A 14,465-nucleotide genomic window follows, 5' to 3' on the forward strand; every position below is an offset into this window, starting at 1 on the left:
GACTGCCGGGGCCCGGAGTGCATACTTAATGCTAATCAACCCTCCTCAACGTCGAAAGGAGGTCACTAAGTGGCCCGAAAGGCCGCAGCGTCCAAGTCCCCCCTTATAGTCCAGCGTCTCCCCGTTACCAAGGTCCGGATCCACCTTGGCGCCCTGATTAAGCGGATCCACCTCAACAAGGAGTATGTCATCCTCGAGAAGGACGGCATCCCCGTGGCCGGCCTGATGGACATTGACGAGTTCGAGGACTACCTCGAGCTCCAGGACCCCAAGGTCCGCGAGCACATTCGGAAGAGCCGCGAAGAACACCGCGCCGGCAAGAGCCGGCCGGCCGAGGAGCTGTCCCGTGAGCTTCACAAGATCGTCGGAAGGAGAGTGCGGCGGCGTCAGAGCGCATGACGCCGCCTTTTGCTGTCCGCACCACGCCGCGCTTCGACCGGCTCGCCAAGGCTCTCACCCCGCGCCACCTTGAGTTCCCCTCGCGCTACGACCGCGCCCGAGCGATCCTTGCAGCTGACCCGTATAACCGCGGCCGGGCCTACCAGATCAAGAAGCTCGAGGGCGTCCAGGAGGCCCGCTGGCGGCTCTCCCTCGGCCGCTTCCGGTTCCGCTATGACATCGAGGGCCAGGAGGTCATCCTCCACTACTGCGGCCTCCGCCGCGAGGACACCTACGACTAGATCCTGGCCCCCGACATCCTGCAGGCTCCCCCCAGCGACGAATCGGCCACCGGCGCCGAGGGTTGGGGCCGGAGCGGAACCCTCGTGCTAGGATCGGCGCGACATGGACGGACTGTCGCTCCTGCTGCTGATCGCCGCGGTCGCCTTCCTGTTCGTGACCGCCCGGTTGCGGGACCGGGTGCGGCGGCTCGAGGGGCGCCTTCAGGCACTCGAGCGGGGTCTCGCGCCCTCGGCCCGGGCCGACGCGGCGGCCGAGGCCCCCGTCGTCGTCGCCGCGCCGGCTCCCCCGCCGGCCGAGCCCGCGCGGCCGGCTTCGCCCGAGCCGATCGCCGAGGCGTCACCCGCGTCAGCGCCGCCTCCTGCGCCTCCCGCGCGGCCGGCTGAGCCGGCCCCGTCCCCCGCCCCCGAGCCCGCCTCCCCATCGGCCAGGCCCACCCCGAGCCTCGGCCAGGTCGAGGCGCGACTCGGCGTCGCGTGGCTGAACCGGGCCGGCGTCGTCGTCCTGCTCCTCGGAATCGCGTTCTTCCTCAAGTACGCGTTCGAGAACGACTGGATCGGGCCGACCGGTCGGGTGGCGATCGGGTTCCTGGCCGGAATCGGCTTCCTCGGCCTGGGCGAGCGACAGCGGGCCGCCTACCGCGTCGCCGCCCAGGGGCTGCTGGCGGTCGGGCTCGGCACGCTCTACCTCAGCGTCTACGCGGCCTATGGCTTCTACGGCCTCGTCCCCCTGTGGTCGGCCTTCGTCCTCATGGTTCTCGTCACCGCCACAGGGATGGCCCTCGCCATCCGCGACGACGCCCGCGCCATCGCCCTCCTCGCCAACCTGGGCGGGTTCCTGACGCCGGTCGTCCTCGGCACGGGCACCGACGCCGCTGCCGCCCTCTTCACGTACCTGGCGATCCTCGACGCGGGGATGCTCGCCTCGGCATTCTGGCGCCGCTGGACCGAGCTCCACCTCCTGAGCTTCGCCTTCACGCACGCGCTCTACTGGGACTGGCACTGGACCTGGTACCGCCCCGAACGCCTTCCCGTCGCGTTGGAGGCGGCCAGCGTGTTCTTCGTCCTCTTCGCGCTGGTCGCGCCGGTGGAGGCGGCGCGGCGACGGGAGTCCGGCGGGTGGCGCGCGGCGCCGCTCCTCGTGTTCGCGGCTCCCACCCTGTACTTCCTCGCCGCTCGGGCCGTCCTCTATCCGGCGCACGCCGCCTGGCTCGGCCTGCTCTGCCTCGCCCTGGCGACGGCCTATTTTCTGGGCGGCCGGTGGGCGCTGGCGGCGGCCAGCCCCGGAAGCTGGCTCCCGCTCTTCCACTTCACCCTCGCGCTCGTGTTCCTCACGCTGACCTTCCCCGTCCAGTTCACCGAGCACGGCGTGACCATCGCCTGGAGCGTCCAGGGGGTGGCGCTGCTGTGGGGCGGCTTCCGGCTCGGTACCCGGAGGCTCCGGAGCGGCGCGCTCCTGGTTCTCGCGCTGGCGGGAGCCCGGTGGTGGACGCTGATCGAGCCTCGCCAGTGGCACGGGGGACTCGTCGTCATCGACCACCCGGCGTTCGTCCCCACCCTCGTCTTCGCCACCGCCTGCGCGCTGGCCGCGCTCCTGTACCGGACGGGCGCGCCCGAGGCGGCGGGCTGGGAGTCGGTCGCCCGCCCCCTGCTCTTGCTGGCCGCGATCGGGAGCACCGCGCTCTTCCTCACCGATGCCCTGGCGGACCACGCGGGCCTCCGTCTCCCGGCCTCGCACCTCGACGTCCTCCGGACGGTCATCTGGACGGCGGCGGCGGTGCCGGTGCTCGCGCTGGCGCCCCGAGACCGGACGCGCGTCCTGTTCTTCGCCGGCGGGGTGCTTCTCGCCGCCGTGGGGCTCCACGCCGCCACGGTGGACGCCGAGCGGTGGCGGAACGTCGGACCGCCGGTGCTGAACCTCCGGTTCGGCTCGGGGCTTCTCATCGCGGCCCTCTACGCCGTCTTCGCCGGGATGGCCGACGATTTCCCGATCGCGACAGCCGCGAACCGGGCCCGACTCCGCGCGGTCGCGGCGGTGGCGGCGGCCCTGTTCCTCCTGTGGCACCTGAGCGCGGAGATCCTGCTCATGCCGCTGCCGCGGCTCCGCGAAGTCGAGGCGATCAAGGCCCGGAACATGGGGCTGTCGATCCTGTGGACCGTCTATGCCTTCGTCGCGATGGGCCTCGGGCTCTGGCGAGACCGGGCGGCTCTGCGGATCGGCGCCATCGCGCTCTTCGGCCTCGCCGTCGTCAAGGTCTTGCTGGTCGACCTGGCGACGCTGGACGCCATCTATCGGATCCTGTCGTTTCTGGTCCTCGGCGGGGTCCTCCTGCTCGCGTCGTTTCTCTATACCCGATACCGGGCGCGGGTCCAGGGGCACACACCGTGAGGTGGTGGCGAGCGCTCGCGCTGGTGGCGCTGGCCGGCGCGCCGGTCCTGGCGGCGGGCGCGGCTCCGGCGGCCCTCTACTGGACGCAGCGGAAGGCGATCGGCCTGCCGGCGCTCACCGCGCCGACGTTCGTCGAGGTGATCCTCGATCCGGCGGTGTACCACGACGCCTCGCCGTCCCTCGCCGATCTGCGCATCCGCGACGGCGACGGCGGCGAGGTGGCCTACGTCCTTCGCCGGCACGAGAAGCCCGCCACGCGGCGCGAGCGGGAGATCCCGCTGCTCGACCTCCAGCAGACGCCGAGCCGCGAGGCCCGGTTCGTCCTGGACCTGGGCGACGGGGCGCCGATCCACGCCGGCGTCCGGATCCGCCTCGGGCCGGCCGCCCGGAACTTCCGCGTCCCCGTGAAGGTCGAGACGAGCCTCGACCGGCGGGCCTGGCACCTCGTGCGGGCCGCCGGCTTCATCTACGCGGTCGAGGGTGAGACCCGCGCCACCGACACGTCCGTGCGCTATCCGCCCTCGACCGCTCGGTACCTCCGCGTGACGGTGGGCCCCGCGGGGGGCCGCCCGCTGCCGGTGGCCGGCGCCGCCATCGGCCTCGACACGCCATCCTCGCGGGACGAGGAAGCGGTGCCGGCCGTGATCGAGCGCCAGGAGGATCGCGCGGGCAAGTCGACGCGCCTCACCTTCGACCTCGGCGGCCGGCGGCCCGTCGACCGCGCCGAGCTCGACATCGACGAGCGGACGTTCTACCGCGTGGCCCTCGTCGAGGCGAGTGACGATCGGGTCGGCTGGCGCTTCGTGGGAAGCGGCGCGGTCAGCGCGATCGATACTCCGCGCCTCCGTGACCGGCAGACGAGCCTGCCCATCCCCGAGACCGCGGCGCGGTACCTCCGCCTCACGATCCAGAATCTCGACGACCGTCCGCTCGGGATCGCGGGCGCCCGCCTGATCGGGGTCCGGCGCGGCCTCGTCTTCGAGGCCCGGCCCGAGCAGGTCTTTCACCTCGACTACGGCCGGGCCGATGCCGCGGCGCCGCGCTACGATCTGCAGCGCGCGTTCCCCTACGTGGAGTCCGAGCGCATCCCCGTCGCGCGGCTCGGACCGGCCACGCGGCTGCCGCCGCCTCCGCCCCCGCGGGCCCCCTGGACTGAAGGACGGCCCTTCGTGCTGTGGGCGGCGATGGCGGCAGCCGGCCTGCTCCTGGCCGGGCTGCTCTTCCGGATGGCCCGCCAGATCCCGTCGTCCACCTCCGAAGGCTAGTGTGACCGGCCGGCGAGCGCCGGTCGGCGGGCGTGCGGCGGCGCAAGGAGCTTGGAGGAGGGCCGCTGCGCGTCAGTCCCGAGTCACCTCGCCGCGCCGCCGGAGGTACGGCTCGAAGGCCGCGGGGTCGACCTCGATGCCGAGGCCCGGCCCTTGCGGGACCTCGACCATCCCGTCGGGACCGACCGCAGGGGCCCCCCACAGCTCGCGAAGGGGATTCGGCGACTGGTCGTACTCGAACCAGGGGTACGGCAGCGGCGTGTGGCTCCGGTAGCCGGGAAGCACCGCGCAGAGCTGGAGGCTCGCGTAGAGGTTGACCGCGGTACCCCAGACGTGGGGGACCACCGGGACCTCCCAGGCCGCCGCCAGCGCGGCGATCCGCGCCACCTCCGTGAAGCCGCCGGCGATGGACAGGTCGGGCTGCGCGGCATCGAGCGCGCTCCGCTCGAAGAAGCCGCGGAAGGCTCGGATGCCGCCGAGGGCTTCCCCACCGACGACGGCCAGCCCCAGGGCGCCGGCGACGTGCGCGTATCCCTCGACGTCGTCGGGCGCCACCGGCTCCTCGAGCCAGGCGAAGCCCTCGGCCTCGAGCTGGCGGCCCGCTTCGATCGCGGGGCGCGGCGTATAGCCCTGGTTCGCGTCGGCCAGCAGGATGATCTCGGGGCCGACCACGCGGCGCACCGCCGCGGCGGCGCGGCCGTCGGCGTCGGGGTCGACCCCGACCTTCATCTTCATCGCCCGGAATCCCGGGGCGACGATCCGCTCCGCCTCGCGGCGGTAGCCGCGGTAGGGGTCCCGGCCGGGCTTGAGGTAGGGGCCGCTCGCATACGCGGGCACGCGCGTCCGGATCGGCCCGCCGAGGAGACGGGCGATCGATTGGCCGAGCGCGCGCCCCCGGAGGTCCCACAACGCCATGTCCAGCGCCGAGAGTGCCATGAGGCCGGGACCCTGGCGCTCGTAGCCGAGCCGGCCGTGCATGGCGGTCCACAGACGCTGGTACTCGAACGGGTCCTGGCCGATGACCGCGGCGGCGAGTGCGGTCTCGATGATCGTCCAGGCGGCGGCCGGGGAGTGCCACGTCTCACCCCAGCCGGACAGGCCCTCGTCGCCCCGGACCTCCACCAGCAGGGCCTCGCGGCGGTCGAAGAAGCATGTCGCGTTGCCCTGCGGCTCGGGCAGCCGGCACTCGACGAAGTGAAGCCCGATGGTCGTGATCTTCATGCCCGAACGCGCGCGCGCCGGCGCATCAGCGTCATTGAGCACCCGGTCCGAGAGCGTGTCAACCCGGCTGAGCGGCCCCGCCGCTCTCCGCGTGGCGGCGCAGCCGCGCTCCGCCCCCGGCCCACGGACTTGACGCCTCGCGGGAAAGGTGGTCTGTTCGAATCATGCCCGGGATGCGCGGATAGGGTTGGCCGTTCTGGCACGGGAAGTCCTCCAGGCATGACCCTCCGACGGCTCTTCATCGCCAACGCGATCGTCCTCAGCTTGCTGGGTCTGGGGGCGCCGGCGGCGCTCGTCGCGATCACGACCGCGATGCTGCGGGACAACACGCAGGCGAGCATGGCCATCGAGGGGTTTCGCGCCGCGGCGGAGATCGAGGTCGGCCTCCTCGTCCACCACACGGAAGGGCGACTCTACCAGTTGACCGGAGAGCCGAGCCGCGCCCAGGCCATGGCCGAGGCGACGGCCCGCATCCAGCGCGGGCTCGTCGAGGCCCGCAGCCACATCGATTCCTCCGCCGAAGAGCTGACCGTCAGGAGGCTGACCCGGGACGTCCAGAGCTACCTGGGCGCGGCCCACAAGATGGGGCCCTCGCCGGCCGAAGACCACGCCCTCACTCGCTTGATGGCACAGGCCGTCGCGACATCCGACGAGCTGCAAGAGATCAACCTCCAGGACGCGAGGCACAGCCTGCAGCAGAGCTTGCGTCTCCGCCAGGCGGCGAACGGCATCGCCCTCGGTGCCGCCAGCTTCATCGTGGTGGGCATCGGGACGGTGATCGCCAGCGCTCGAAGGGGACTCTACCGGCCGTTGGCGTCCATCCGGGCGGGCATCGGACGCTTTCGCGACGGAAACATGGAGGCCCGGATTCCCGAGGACGGACCCGCCGAGCTGCGGGAGATCGCCTTCCAGTTCAACGAGATGGCGTCGGCCCTCGCGCGTGAGCGCGAGAATCGACTGGGCTTTCTGGCCGGGGTGGCGCACGACCTGCGCGACCCACTCAACGTGCTCAGGATCACGGCGTATCGCCTGGGCGGCGGTGGCCGACCGCCTTCACCGGAGCGCGCGACCGAGATGCTCGCTCTGATGACGACCCAGGTCGACCGGCTGAACCGGATGGTCGAGGACCTCCTGGACACCGCCCGCATCGAGGCCGGCAAGCTCGACATCCGGCTGGAGGAGAAAGACGCCCGAGAAGTGGTCAGGGAAAGTGTCGATCTCCATCGCCTCATCGGGAGCGACCACCAGTGGCGGTTGAGCGTTCCGGATGTGCCCGTGCCCATCCTGTGCGACGCCTATCGAATCGCGCAGGTGCTCAACAACATATTGAGCAACGCGATCAAGTACTCCCCCCGTGGTGGGACCGTCGACGTGCGCGTGGACCGTGACGGCGATTTCGCCGTCGTCTCGGTGGCGGACGAGGGCGTCGGCATCCATCCGGACGACCTGCGTCGGATCTTCGACCCCTTCCAGCGCGGCTCGGCGACCGACGTCCCCGGTGTCGGGTTGGGCCTGTCGGTGGCTCGGCGCATCGTGCTCGCCCACGGAGGGCAGATCCAGGTGCGGAGCCGACAAGGCGCGGGGACGACGTTCGAGGTCAGGCTGCCGGCGCCCGGCCCAGCCTGATCCCGGAACCGCCGCCGCCCAGCCAGACCTGGGACATCCGCCGAGCGGCCCAGTCGAGCGGACGCGCCGCGCGCGCCGCTCACCGCGGGCGTTCAGACGGCGTAGTATCACGCGGGTGGTTTAAGGTGCTGACGGAGCCAGTCGGTCAGCTGGCTGCGAGTGATCCGGCCGGCGGCGAGATCGAGCATAAGGCGCTCCTGGGCATCCACAGGGGCATCGACCTCGGTGCCGTTGAGGATCAGGAACGTTTCCATCGCAGCGTGGCCCACGCGTTTGTTACCATCGACAAACGGGTGGCCCTGCACCAGGGCGAAGCAGAGCGCCGCGGCCTTCTCAACCAGTGTAGGATACAGATCGGTGCCGGCGAAGGTCGTCTTGGGCTGGGCTATGGCGGACTCGAGCGCGCCCAAGTCGCGAATCCCAGGGGCGCCGCCGGTTGCTCCGAGGACGAGGCGGTGAAGTTCGACCACCTCCCCCAGCGTGAGATATCGCATCAGGCGAGGCGCCGATACAGCTCCTCGTTCTTCCGCAGTACTCGCTCGGCCGCCGCGTTGAAATCGTCGTCCCGGGTTGTCAGCAGGTCTGCGAGCGTAGCCCGGGCAAGGTCTTCCGGCGCGAGGCCCAGACGCTCCGCCTCGCGGCGCAGCCGTTCGGCGTGGGCAGGCGAAAGGTCGATGGTCAGCTTCATGCGCTTACTGTACCGGTGCCGTTCAACAACCCACTTCGAGGGTCCAGCTGCGGCGACCGCTAAGCGCCGAGCGTCAGACAGGTCGGGCGAGCACGAGGCATGGCCGTACCTGACTTTCATTCGCTCCTGATACCGTCGCTGCGCACAGCGGCCGACGGCGGGAAGCACTCCCTCGCGAAAGAAGTCCGCTGGGGCGCCGGCCTCGATCCGGATCCCTTCGTGCCCTCGCTTCGCGCGATTGTGACCGCCGTGAACCGGGCCTGACCGCCTGCCATTGTCGGGATTGCGGGGCCTCAGCCCGGTATCATGAACGTGATGCCGCCCCGGATCTTCCTCCTCTCTCCGGCCGACTGCGCCGGCGAGCGGGCCCGCCTCGTCATGTCCCCGCGGGCCCTGTTCCCCCTCGCCGCCCGGCTGCGCGCGAGCGGGGCGCCGCTGGGCGAGGTCATGGCCTTCATGAGCGGCCTCTACTTCCGCGGGAAGCTCGCCTACGCCCGGGTGTTTGCCCGGCCGGCCGAAGGCATCCTCGTGATCACCCCGAACGCCGGGCTCGTGTCGGCGGACCAGGTCGTCACGGTCAAGGAGCTCCGGCGGTTCGCGCGGGGCGACGTCCGGGTGGAGCGCGCCGACTACCGGCGCCCGCTGGTCGCGGCCGCCGAAGCCCTGGCCGGGGTGCTGCCGCCCGCGGGTGAGGTCGTCCTCCTCGGGAGCATCGCCACCGACAAGTACACGGGGCCGCTGGCGCCGATCTTCGGTCCCCGCCTCCTCTATCCGCGGGTCTTCACCGGCCTCGGCGACATGAGCCGCGGCGCCCTGCTCCTCCGCGCCGTCCGGGCCGGGGTCGAGCTCGAGTACGCCGCCGTCCAGCCGAGCGCCGGGGGGCCGGCCGCTCGAGTCCGCCCGGCGCGAGGCTGAGCGTTGCCACGGCCCACGCCCCCCGCGATCCCGCGCGACCAGGACTCGGTCGTCGTCCGGCTGGGCGCGCGGGACACCACGCTCACGAACCTCCGGAAGGCCTTCTGGCCGGAGCTCGGCCTGACCAAGGGCGACCTCCTGCGGTATTACCTCGCGGTGGCGCCCGCCCTCCTCCCGCATCTCCACGACCGCGCCATGGTGATGAAGCGCTACCCCGACGGCGCCGCCGGGCCGTTCTTCTTCATGAAGCGCGCCCCCGAGCCCCGGCCGGACTGGATCGAGACCTGCGCCATCGCCCACCGCTCCGGCAGCGTGATCCATTTCCCGGTCATCCAGGACGTCCTGGCCCTGCTGTGGGTCGTCAACCTCGGGTGCATCGACCTGAACCCCTGGTACGCGCGCTGCGACGACACCGACCGCCCGGACTTTCTCCACTTCGATCTCGACCCCACGCCCGGCGCGACCCTGGCACAGATCGCCGACGCCGCTCACCGGGTGCGCGAGGTGCTCGCCGAACTCGGCATGGCGCCCTTGGTCAAGACCACCGGCTCGCGCGGGCTTCACGTCTACGTCCCCATCCTGCGCGGGCCGACCCAGAAGCAGGTCTGGACTCTCGCCAAGGCGCTGGCCCTCGAGCTCGCCCGGCGGCACCCCGACCTCATCACCGCCGAGTACCGGGTCGCGCGGCGGCCCCGGCAGCACGTGATCGTCGACTACAACCAGAACGCGTGGGGGCGAACGCTCGCGTCGGTCTACTCCGTCCGGCCCACGCCGCACGCCACCGTGTCCACGCCGCTCCGGTGGGACGAGGTGAACCGCGAGCTGCGCATGGAGGCCTTCCGGATCGACACGGTGCCGGCGCGGCTCCGCGAGCGGGGCGACCTCTGGAAGCCACTGCTCGGGACCCGCCGCTACGACATCGGCCCCCTCCTGGCCCCGGCCGGGCGCTGGCTCTCCGGGCAGGCCCCCGTCGGTCCCGGGATCAAGGCACCGAAGGTCCCGTCCGTCCGCGGCCGGACGGGCCGCCGCCAGGCGGCCGCGCGACGGCGTGGCTGAGGCGTTTCCGGGCGACCGATGCCGCCGATCATCTACAACCTCTTCCCGACGCTCGCCGGACCGGGTCCCGCCTGGATCGGCCATGCCGAGCGGGCTCGGGGGATGGGGTTCGACTGGCTCTACCTGAACCCGCTCCATTCCCCCGGCTTCTCCGGGAGCCTTTACGCGATCAAGGACTACGAGCGGCTCCACCCGCTCCTCGACCCAGCCGGCGCCGGCGCGTCGCTGGACGCGCTCGCTCCGGTGATCCGGTCGATCCGGGACCTCGGGCTTGGCGTGATGATGGATCTCGTGATCAACCACACCGCCAGAGACAACCCGCTCGTCACGACGCACCCGGAGTGGTTTCGCCGCGATGCGCGCGGAGAGATCGTGAGCCCGTCGGCCATCGATCCTGCCGACCCGGCGCAGGTCACGGTGTGGGGCGATCTCGCGGAAATCGACAACGCCGGAGCCGTGGACCGGGAGGGTCTCTGGCGATTCTGGGAAGGCCTGGTCCAGCGCGCCCTCGACCTCGGGTTCACCGGATTCCGCTGCGACGCCGCCTACAAGGTGCCGGCCGCCCTGTGGGCCCGGCTGCTCGCGCGGGGCAAGGCGGCCGACCCGGGCGTCCTCTTCGTCGCCGAGACGCTGGGCTGCCGGCTCGAGGAGGTGGCGGCCCTCGCCACCGCCGGGTTCGACTACTTCTACAACAGCTCCAAGTGGTGGGACTTCGTCGCGCCGTGGTGTCTCGAGCAGCACGAGCAGTTCCGCACCGTGGCGCCCTCGATCTCGTTCCCGGAGTCCCACGACACCGCCCGCCTGGCCGCCGAGACCGGCGGGAGCGAGCCGGTCCAGCGCCAGCGGTACGCCTTTGCCGCCGTCTTCTCGGCCGGCGTCCAGATCACGGTGGGTTACGAGTTCGGCTTCCGCCGCGCACTGGATGTCGTCAAGACGCGGCCGTCGGACTGGGAGGCGCCGACCTTCGACCTGACGGGGTTCATCCGCGGCGTGAACGCGCTCAAGCGCACGCACCCGCTGCTGGCTGGCGAGGGCGTGCTCCGGCGCCGTGAGGCCGGGGCGGCCGACGTGACGGTGCTCGAGCGCCGGTCGGACGAGGCCGGCTCCCACCGCGGGCTGATCCTGGTGAACCGGAGCGTGGCGGAGGCGCGCGAAGTTTCCCCGGAGCCGACGGGCGTGCCCGGGGACCGCCTCTTCCGCCCCTGCCTCGAGGGCGCCCCATCGGACGGGACCCCGGTGCCGGAGACCGTCCGCCTGGCGCCGGCCGAGGTGGCCCTCGTGCTGAGTCCCCGCGCGCGCCGCCCCGCCTAGACAATGGGAGGGGGCCTCCGCGGCCCCCTCCCAGACCCACCCCCAAGAGTCGGTTGCGCGGGCAAAGCCCGCGCTCGGAGCGGAACACCGACCCGCGGCGGCTGGGCGAGGCGTTGGCGCGCGATCACTCCGACAGCCTCCGATGCCCCCCCTCGGTTGCGGCGGCACAGCCGCCGCTCGGAGCCCTGCTCGACGCATCCCCCGCTCGGGGCGAGCTGCCGGGTTACTCCGACACACGCCCCGACTGATGCTACCGTAGGGGTGACGTCACGGCCAAAACCCGCGGCCCGGGAGGAGGATCCATGGCCATCAAGCGCATCCTGCACGCGTCGGATTTCTCATCGGCTTCACGTCCTGCCTTCAGACTCGCCCAGGAGCTGGCCCGTGTATTCCGGAGCGAGCTGATCCTCTGCCACGCCTACCAGGTCGTGGTGCCCATGATGGCCGAGCTCCCACCTCAGATCCTGCAGGACATGTGGACGGCCCAGCGCCGAGGCGCGACGCGACGCCTCGACGCGCTCGCCCGGACCGTTCGAAGCGCGCGGATCCGGGTCTCCACGCTGCTGCTCGAAGGGCCACCGGCGACGGCGATCGTCCGCGCGGCGAAGCAGAAGCGCGCGGGCCTCCTCGTGCTCGGCACCCACGGCCGGACGGGCGTCACCCGGATGCTGCTGGGGAGCGTCGCCGAGCGCGTGGTGAGGACCGCGCGGTGCCCGGTGCTGACGGTGGGCACCGGCGGGCGCTGAGAGCCGCGAAGGGCTGCGGCTCGCGGGTTAGGCGGCGGCGGAGGTCGTGTCCCGCGCTGTCCGAGGCCGGCGCGGAGCGAGCAGCGACCAGAGCGAGAGCGAGCCCGAGGCGTCCGACGAGCGCGGCTCGGCGGCCGGGGCCGACGCTGCCTTGACTCGGCGCCGCTGGCGGCGGCGGAAACGCTCGATGAACGGGTAGTGTCCTTCCCGCTCCTTGAGCCCCCGCAGTGCGAGGACGGTCAAGCCCGGATCCAGCGTGACGCTTCGGTTGTCGTAGGGTCCCACGCGGATTGCCTCCCTCCTGGTTGACCCGCAGGGGGATCAGGGCTTCCCCTTGCGGTTGACCCTTAGAGCTAGCAACCTAGGTGCCATTACCCCTGATCGGGGGCCGCATGTTGCGGTTATTCGCAGGACGGGGCGTTTTTGCATCGAGACCAACGACTTCCCCGAGCCTCCGTTTCCCGATCGCCAGCCGACCGCGGCCCCGATCGGCGCACCCGGGGCCCGGACCTGCCGTGCACTTTGGACGCTTCGCGTCGGCCTTTTTTACACGTTCCAGGACCCGGTGGAACGGGTAGCGCCCTAGCGGGGTGGACCCGGCGCCTGGTAGGGAATCGAGACCTCGCGGCCGGCGGCGTCCGCGGCGATCCGCACGGATTGGTCGAAGACGACGGCCTGGACCAGGCAGACGCCCTGGTTGTCGGTTCGGCAGTAGTAGAACGTGGCCGAGAGCGTGACGCGCGCCTGGCCCTCGGCCGGCTCGACCCGGATCGGCACGCGGATCGGAAGCGTCGGAGCCTCCAGGCTCCGCTCGCGCTCCGCCTCGGCGACGGTGAGCCCCGCGCCCTCGATGCTCCGCACCCGGTAGACGAACGGAGCGCTCGGCGCGAGCTTGTAACCCGCCGGCAGGCGAATGTCGAGGACGAGCGTGCCGTCGCCTCCGGACCGGATCTCGAGCGGGGGACGCGTCACCCGGGCCGTGTCGGGGAGCACATCGGCGAGGTCGCCGGCGGCACCGACGGTCGGTCGCGCGAGGTCGCGGAGAGCCAGCGTCGAGACCTCGCGCGTCGTCAGGTCCGCCACGCGGATCGCATGGTTGTTGGTGTCGGCGATGTACAGCTTCCCGGCGGCCACCGTGAGCCCGCCCGGCTCGAAGAAGCGAGCCGGGACCCCGTCCACGTGGCCCGGCGTGCCGTCGCCCAGAAGCGTCCTCACCCGGCGGGTCTGCGGGTCGAGGATCTTCACCTTGTGATTGTAGGTGTCGGCCACGTACAGCATCCCGGCATGAAAGGCGACACCGAGGGGATGCTGGAGCCGCGCCGCATCCCCCTCGCCGTCCACGTCGCCGAATTCGAACAGGCCCACTCCCACCAGGGTCCGCACCTCGCCCGTGGGATCGAGATCGGCCGAGCGGATCGCGCTCGCCTCGCTGTCGGCGAAATAGAGCTGCCGGCCGTCGGTCGCGAGCCCGCTCGGCTGGGCCAGCTCCGCTCCGGCGAGCGGCCCGTCCGTCAGATCCTCGGACCCGCGGCCCGCGTGCGGCCGGATCTCGCCGCTCGGGAGGTCGAGCGCCCAGAGCTGGTGCGGCCCCGCCATGGCGATGTAGAGGGTGTCCTTCACGACCGCGAGGTCCCACGGGGAGTTCAGCCCGACGCTCCCCGCCGGACCCCGGGCCGCGCGAGCCTGGCCCTGCTGGCCCGTGCCGGCGACCGTCGTCACCCGGCGCGCCTCGAGATCGAGCTTCCGGATCAGGTGGTTCTGCCGGTCGGCGACGTAGAGGCGGTCGCCCGCGACCGCCATCCCCTGGGGATGATCGAAGCGCGCCTCGGCAAAGCCGCCGTCGCGGACGCCGGCCTCGGGTCCGCCGACGACGTCGAGGACCTGGCCGTCCCGGCGGGCAATGACGATGCGGTGGTGGTTGGTGTCGGCGATGAAGAGCCGATCGGCGGCCGGGTCGGCGACGACCTTGCCCGGAAACGACAGCAGGCTCGGTCCGAGCCGGTGACGCTCGAGCGCGAGCGGAATCGGCCGCTCGTCCAGCACGCCCCGGGCGCGCGCGTCGGCGACGAGGATGCCGACGACGCGGTCGAGGGCCTCGTAGTGCCCCTCGCCTTCGGCGCCGCCGACGAGGTCCCCGTCGGCGTCGATGACGACGAGGGTCGGCCAGGCCCGCACGCGGTAGGCGCGCCAGATCCGGAAGTCGCGGTCGTTCACGACCGGGTGGTCGCGGCCGTAGCGGAGAATCGCCTGCCGGATCCGCTCGGATTCACCTTCGTTGGCGAACTTCGCCGAGTGGACGCCGATCACGACGAGCGCCGGGCCGTACGTGGCCTCCAGGCGCTTGAGGTCGGCGATCACGTGCAGGCAGTTGATGCAACCGTACGTCCAGAAGTCGAGGAGGACCACCTTCCCGCGGAGGGCCCCGAGGGTGAGCGGCCGGTCGACGTTGAACCAGGCGGCGCCGCCGTCGAGCTCGGGCGCGGTGACGACCTCGATCAGGCGGGGCCGCTCCGGTGCCGCGTCCTGCGCCCCGAGATCGCGGAGCCCGACCAGCACGCCCAGGCCGAGCGC

Annotated in this window: 14 protein-coding genes; 9 read left to right on the plus strand and 5 right to left on the minus strand. The window is 72.0% G+C overall.

All coding sequences use genetic code 11. The features are described 5' to 3' along the window. Window positions 1-69: 69 nt before the first annotated feature. From VGW35_05295 to VGW35_05310, 4 genes are all read left to right on the plus strand, one after another. A complete protein-coding gene (locus tag VGW35_05295) occupies window positions 70-399 on the plus strand; it encodes a type II toxin-antitoxin system Phd/YefM family antitoxin (GenBank protein HEV8307062.1) in 330 nt (109 codons plus the stop codon). Continuing rightward, entirely contained in the window at window positions 396-680 is a 285-nt protein-coding gene (locus tag VGW35_05300) for a hypothetical protein (protein ID HEV8307063.1), read from the plus strand. Before VGW35_05295 ends, VGW35_05300 begins: the two co-directional genes overlap by 4 nt. Before the next feature lie 103 nt (window positions 681-783). Next, complete coding sequence (locus VGW35_05305; protein ID HEV8307064.1) at window positions 784-3,066, plus strand: DUF2339 domain-containing protein; 2,283 nt, start codon at window positions 784-786, stop codon at window positions 3,064-3,066. Beyond that, entirely contained in the window at window positions 3,063-4,331 is a 1,269-nt protein-coding gene (locus VGW35_05310; GenBank protein ID HEV8307065.1) for a DUF3999 family protein, read from the plus strand. The genes VGW35_05305 and VGW35_05310 overlap by 4 nt, the downstream gene beginning before the upstream one ends. A gap of 72 nt (window positions 4,332-4,403) precedes the next feature. Here the strand turns inward: VGW35_05310 and VGW35_05315 are convergent, their stop codons facing one another. After that, complete coding sequence (locus tag VGW35_05315) at window positions 4,404-5,552, minus strand: mandelate racemase/muconate lactonizing enzyme family protein (GenBank protein ID HEV8307066.1); 1,149 nt, start codon at window positions 5,550-5,552, stop codon at window positions 4,404-4,406. A gap of 219 nt (window positions 5,553-5,771) precedes the next feature. On the opposite strand from VGW35_05315, the gene VGW35_05320 reads away from it, so the two are divergent. After that, window positions 5,772-7,178: a HAMP domain-containing sensor histidine kinase gene (locus tag VGW35_05320; GenBank protein ID HEV8307067.1), complete on the plus strand. Its 1,407-nt coding sequence runs from the start codon at window positions 5,772-5,774 to the stop codon at window positions 7,176-7,178. Window positions 7,179-7,285: 107 nt separating this feature from the next. On the opposite strand, the gene VGW35_05325 is transcribed toward VGW35_05320, so the two are convergent. Continuing rightward, window positions 7,286-7,675 (minus strand): type II toxin-antitoxin system death-on-curing family toxin, encoded by a 390-nt coding sequence (locus VGW35_05325; GenBank protein HEV8307068.1) that lies wholly within the window; start codon window positions 7,673-7,675, stop codon window positions 7,286-7,288. Then, complete coding sequence (locus VGW35_05330) at window positions 7,672-7,866, minus strand: DNA-binding protein (protein ID HEV8307069.1); 195 nt, start codon at window positions 7,864-7,866, stop codon at window positions 7,672-7,674. The genes VGW35_05325 and VGW35_05330 overlap by 4 nt, the downstream gene beginning before the upstream one ends. 315 nt (window positions 7,867-8,181) lie before the next feature. Here VGW35_05330 and VGW35_05335 point away from each other — a divergent pair, with 315 nt between their 5' ends. From VGW35_05335 to VGW35_05350, 4 genes are all read left to right on the plus strand, one after another. Next, window positions 8,182-8,781, plus strand: a complete 600-nt coding sequence (locus VGW35_05335) for a hypothetical protein (GenBank protein ID HEV8307070.1) — start codon at window positions 8,182-8,184, stop codon at window positions 8,779-8,781. Window positions 8,782-8,784: 3 nt separating this feature from the next. Then, window positions 8,785-9,837 carry a non-homologous end-joining DNA ligase gene (gene ligD, locus VGW35_05340; GenBank protein HEV8307071.1) on the plus strand — a complete coding sequence of 351 codons (1,053 nt, stop codon included), beginning with the start codon at window positions 8,785-8,787 and terminating at the stop codon, window positions 9,835-9,837. Between the two features lie 18 nt (window positions 9,838-9,855). Continuing rightward, window positions 9,856-11,148: an alpha-amylase family glycosyl hydrolase gene (locus tag VGW35_05345; GenBank protein HEV8307072.1), complete on the plus strand. Its 1,293-nt coding sequence runs from the start codon at window positions 9,856-9,858 to the stop codon at window positions 11,146-11,148. Between the two features lie 302 nt (window positions 11,149-11,450). Continuing rightward, window positions 11,451-11,894, plus strand: coding sequence for a universal stress protein (locus tag VGW35_05350; GenBank protein HEV8307073.1), 444 nt, complete (start codon window positions 11,451-11,453; stop codon window positions 11,892-11,894). A 27-nt stretch (window positions 11,895-11,921) separates the two neighbouring features. On the opposite strand, the gene VGW35_05355 is transcribed toward VGW35_05350, so the two are convergent. Further along, a complete protein-coding gene (locus VGW35_05355) occupies window positions 11,922-12,179 on the minus strand; it encodes a hypothetical protein (protein HEV8307074.1) in 258 nt (85 codons plus the stop codon). Between the two features lie 297 nt (window positions 12,180-12,476). After that, on the minus strand, window positions 12,477-14,465 hold a 1,989-nt coding region (locus VGW35_05360; protein ID HEV8307075.1), incomplete at its 5' end, for a thioredoxin-like domain-containing protein.

It is taken from the genome of Candidatus Methylomirabilota bacterium (assembly GCA_036005065.1).
In the GTDB taxonomy this organism is placed as follows: domain Bacteria; phylum Methylomirabilota; class Methylomirabilia; order Rokubacteriales; family DASRDR01; genus DASYQW01.

What these genes read in the sequence shown, in the direction of transcription:
- VGW35_05300 (HEV8307063.1), top strand. Translation starts at nt 396, where the DNA reads ATGACGCCGCCTTTTGCTGTCCGCACCACGCCGCGCTTCGACCGGCTC.
- VGW35_05305 (HEV8307064.1), top strand. Translation starts at nt 784, where the DNA reads ATGGACGGACTGTCGCTCCTGCTGCTGATCGCCGCGGTCGCCTTCCTG.
- VGW35_05315 (HEV8307066.1), bottom strand. Translation starts at nt 5,552, where the DNA reads ATGAAGATCACGACCATCGGGCTTCACTTCGTCGAGTGCCGGCTGCCC.
- VGW35_05320 (HEV8307067.1), top strand. Translation starts at nt 5,772, where the DNA reads ATGACCCTCCGACGGCTCTTCATCGCCAACGCGATCGTCCTCAGCTTG.
- VGW35_05330 (HEV8307069.1), bottom strand. Translation starts at nt 7,866, where the DNA reads ATGAAGCTGACCATCGACCTTTCGCCTGCCCACGCCGAACGGCTGCGC.
- VGW35_05335 (HEV8307070.1), top strand. Translation starts at nt 8,182, where the DNA reads ATGCCGCCCCGGATCTTCCTCCTCTCTCCGGCCGACTGCGCCGGCGAG.
- VGW35_05345 (HEV8307072.1), top strand. Translation starts at nt 9,856, where the DNA reads ATGCCGCCGATCATCTACAACCTCTTCCCGACGCTCGCCGGACCGGGT.
- VGW35_05350 (HEV8307073.1), top strand. Translation starts at nt 11,451, where the DNA reads ATGGCCATCAAGCGCATCCTGCACGCGTCGGATTTCTCATCGGCTTCA.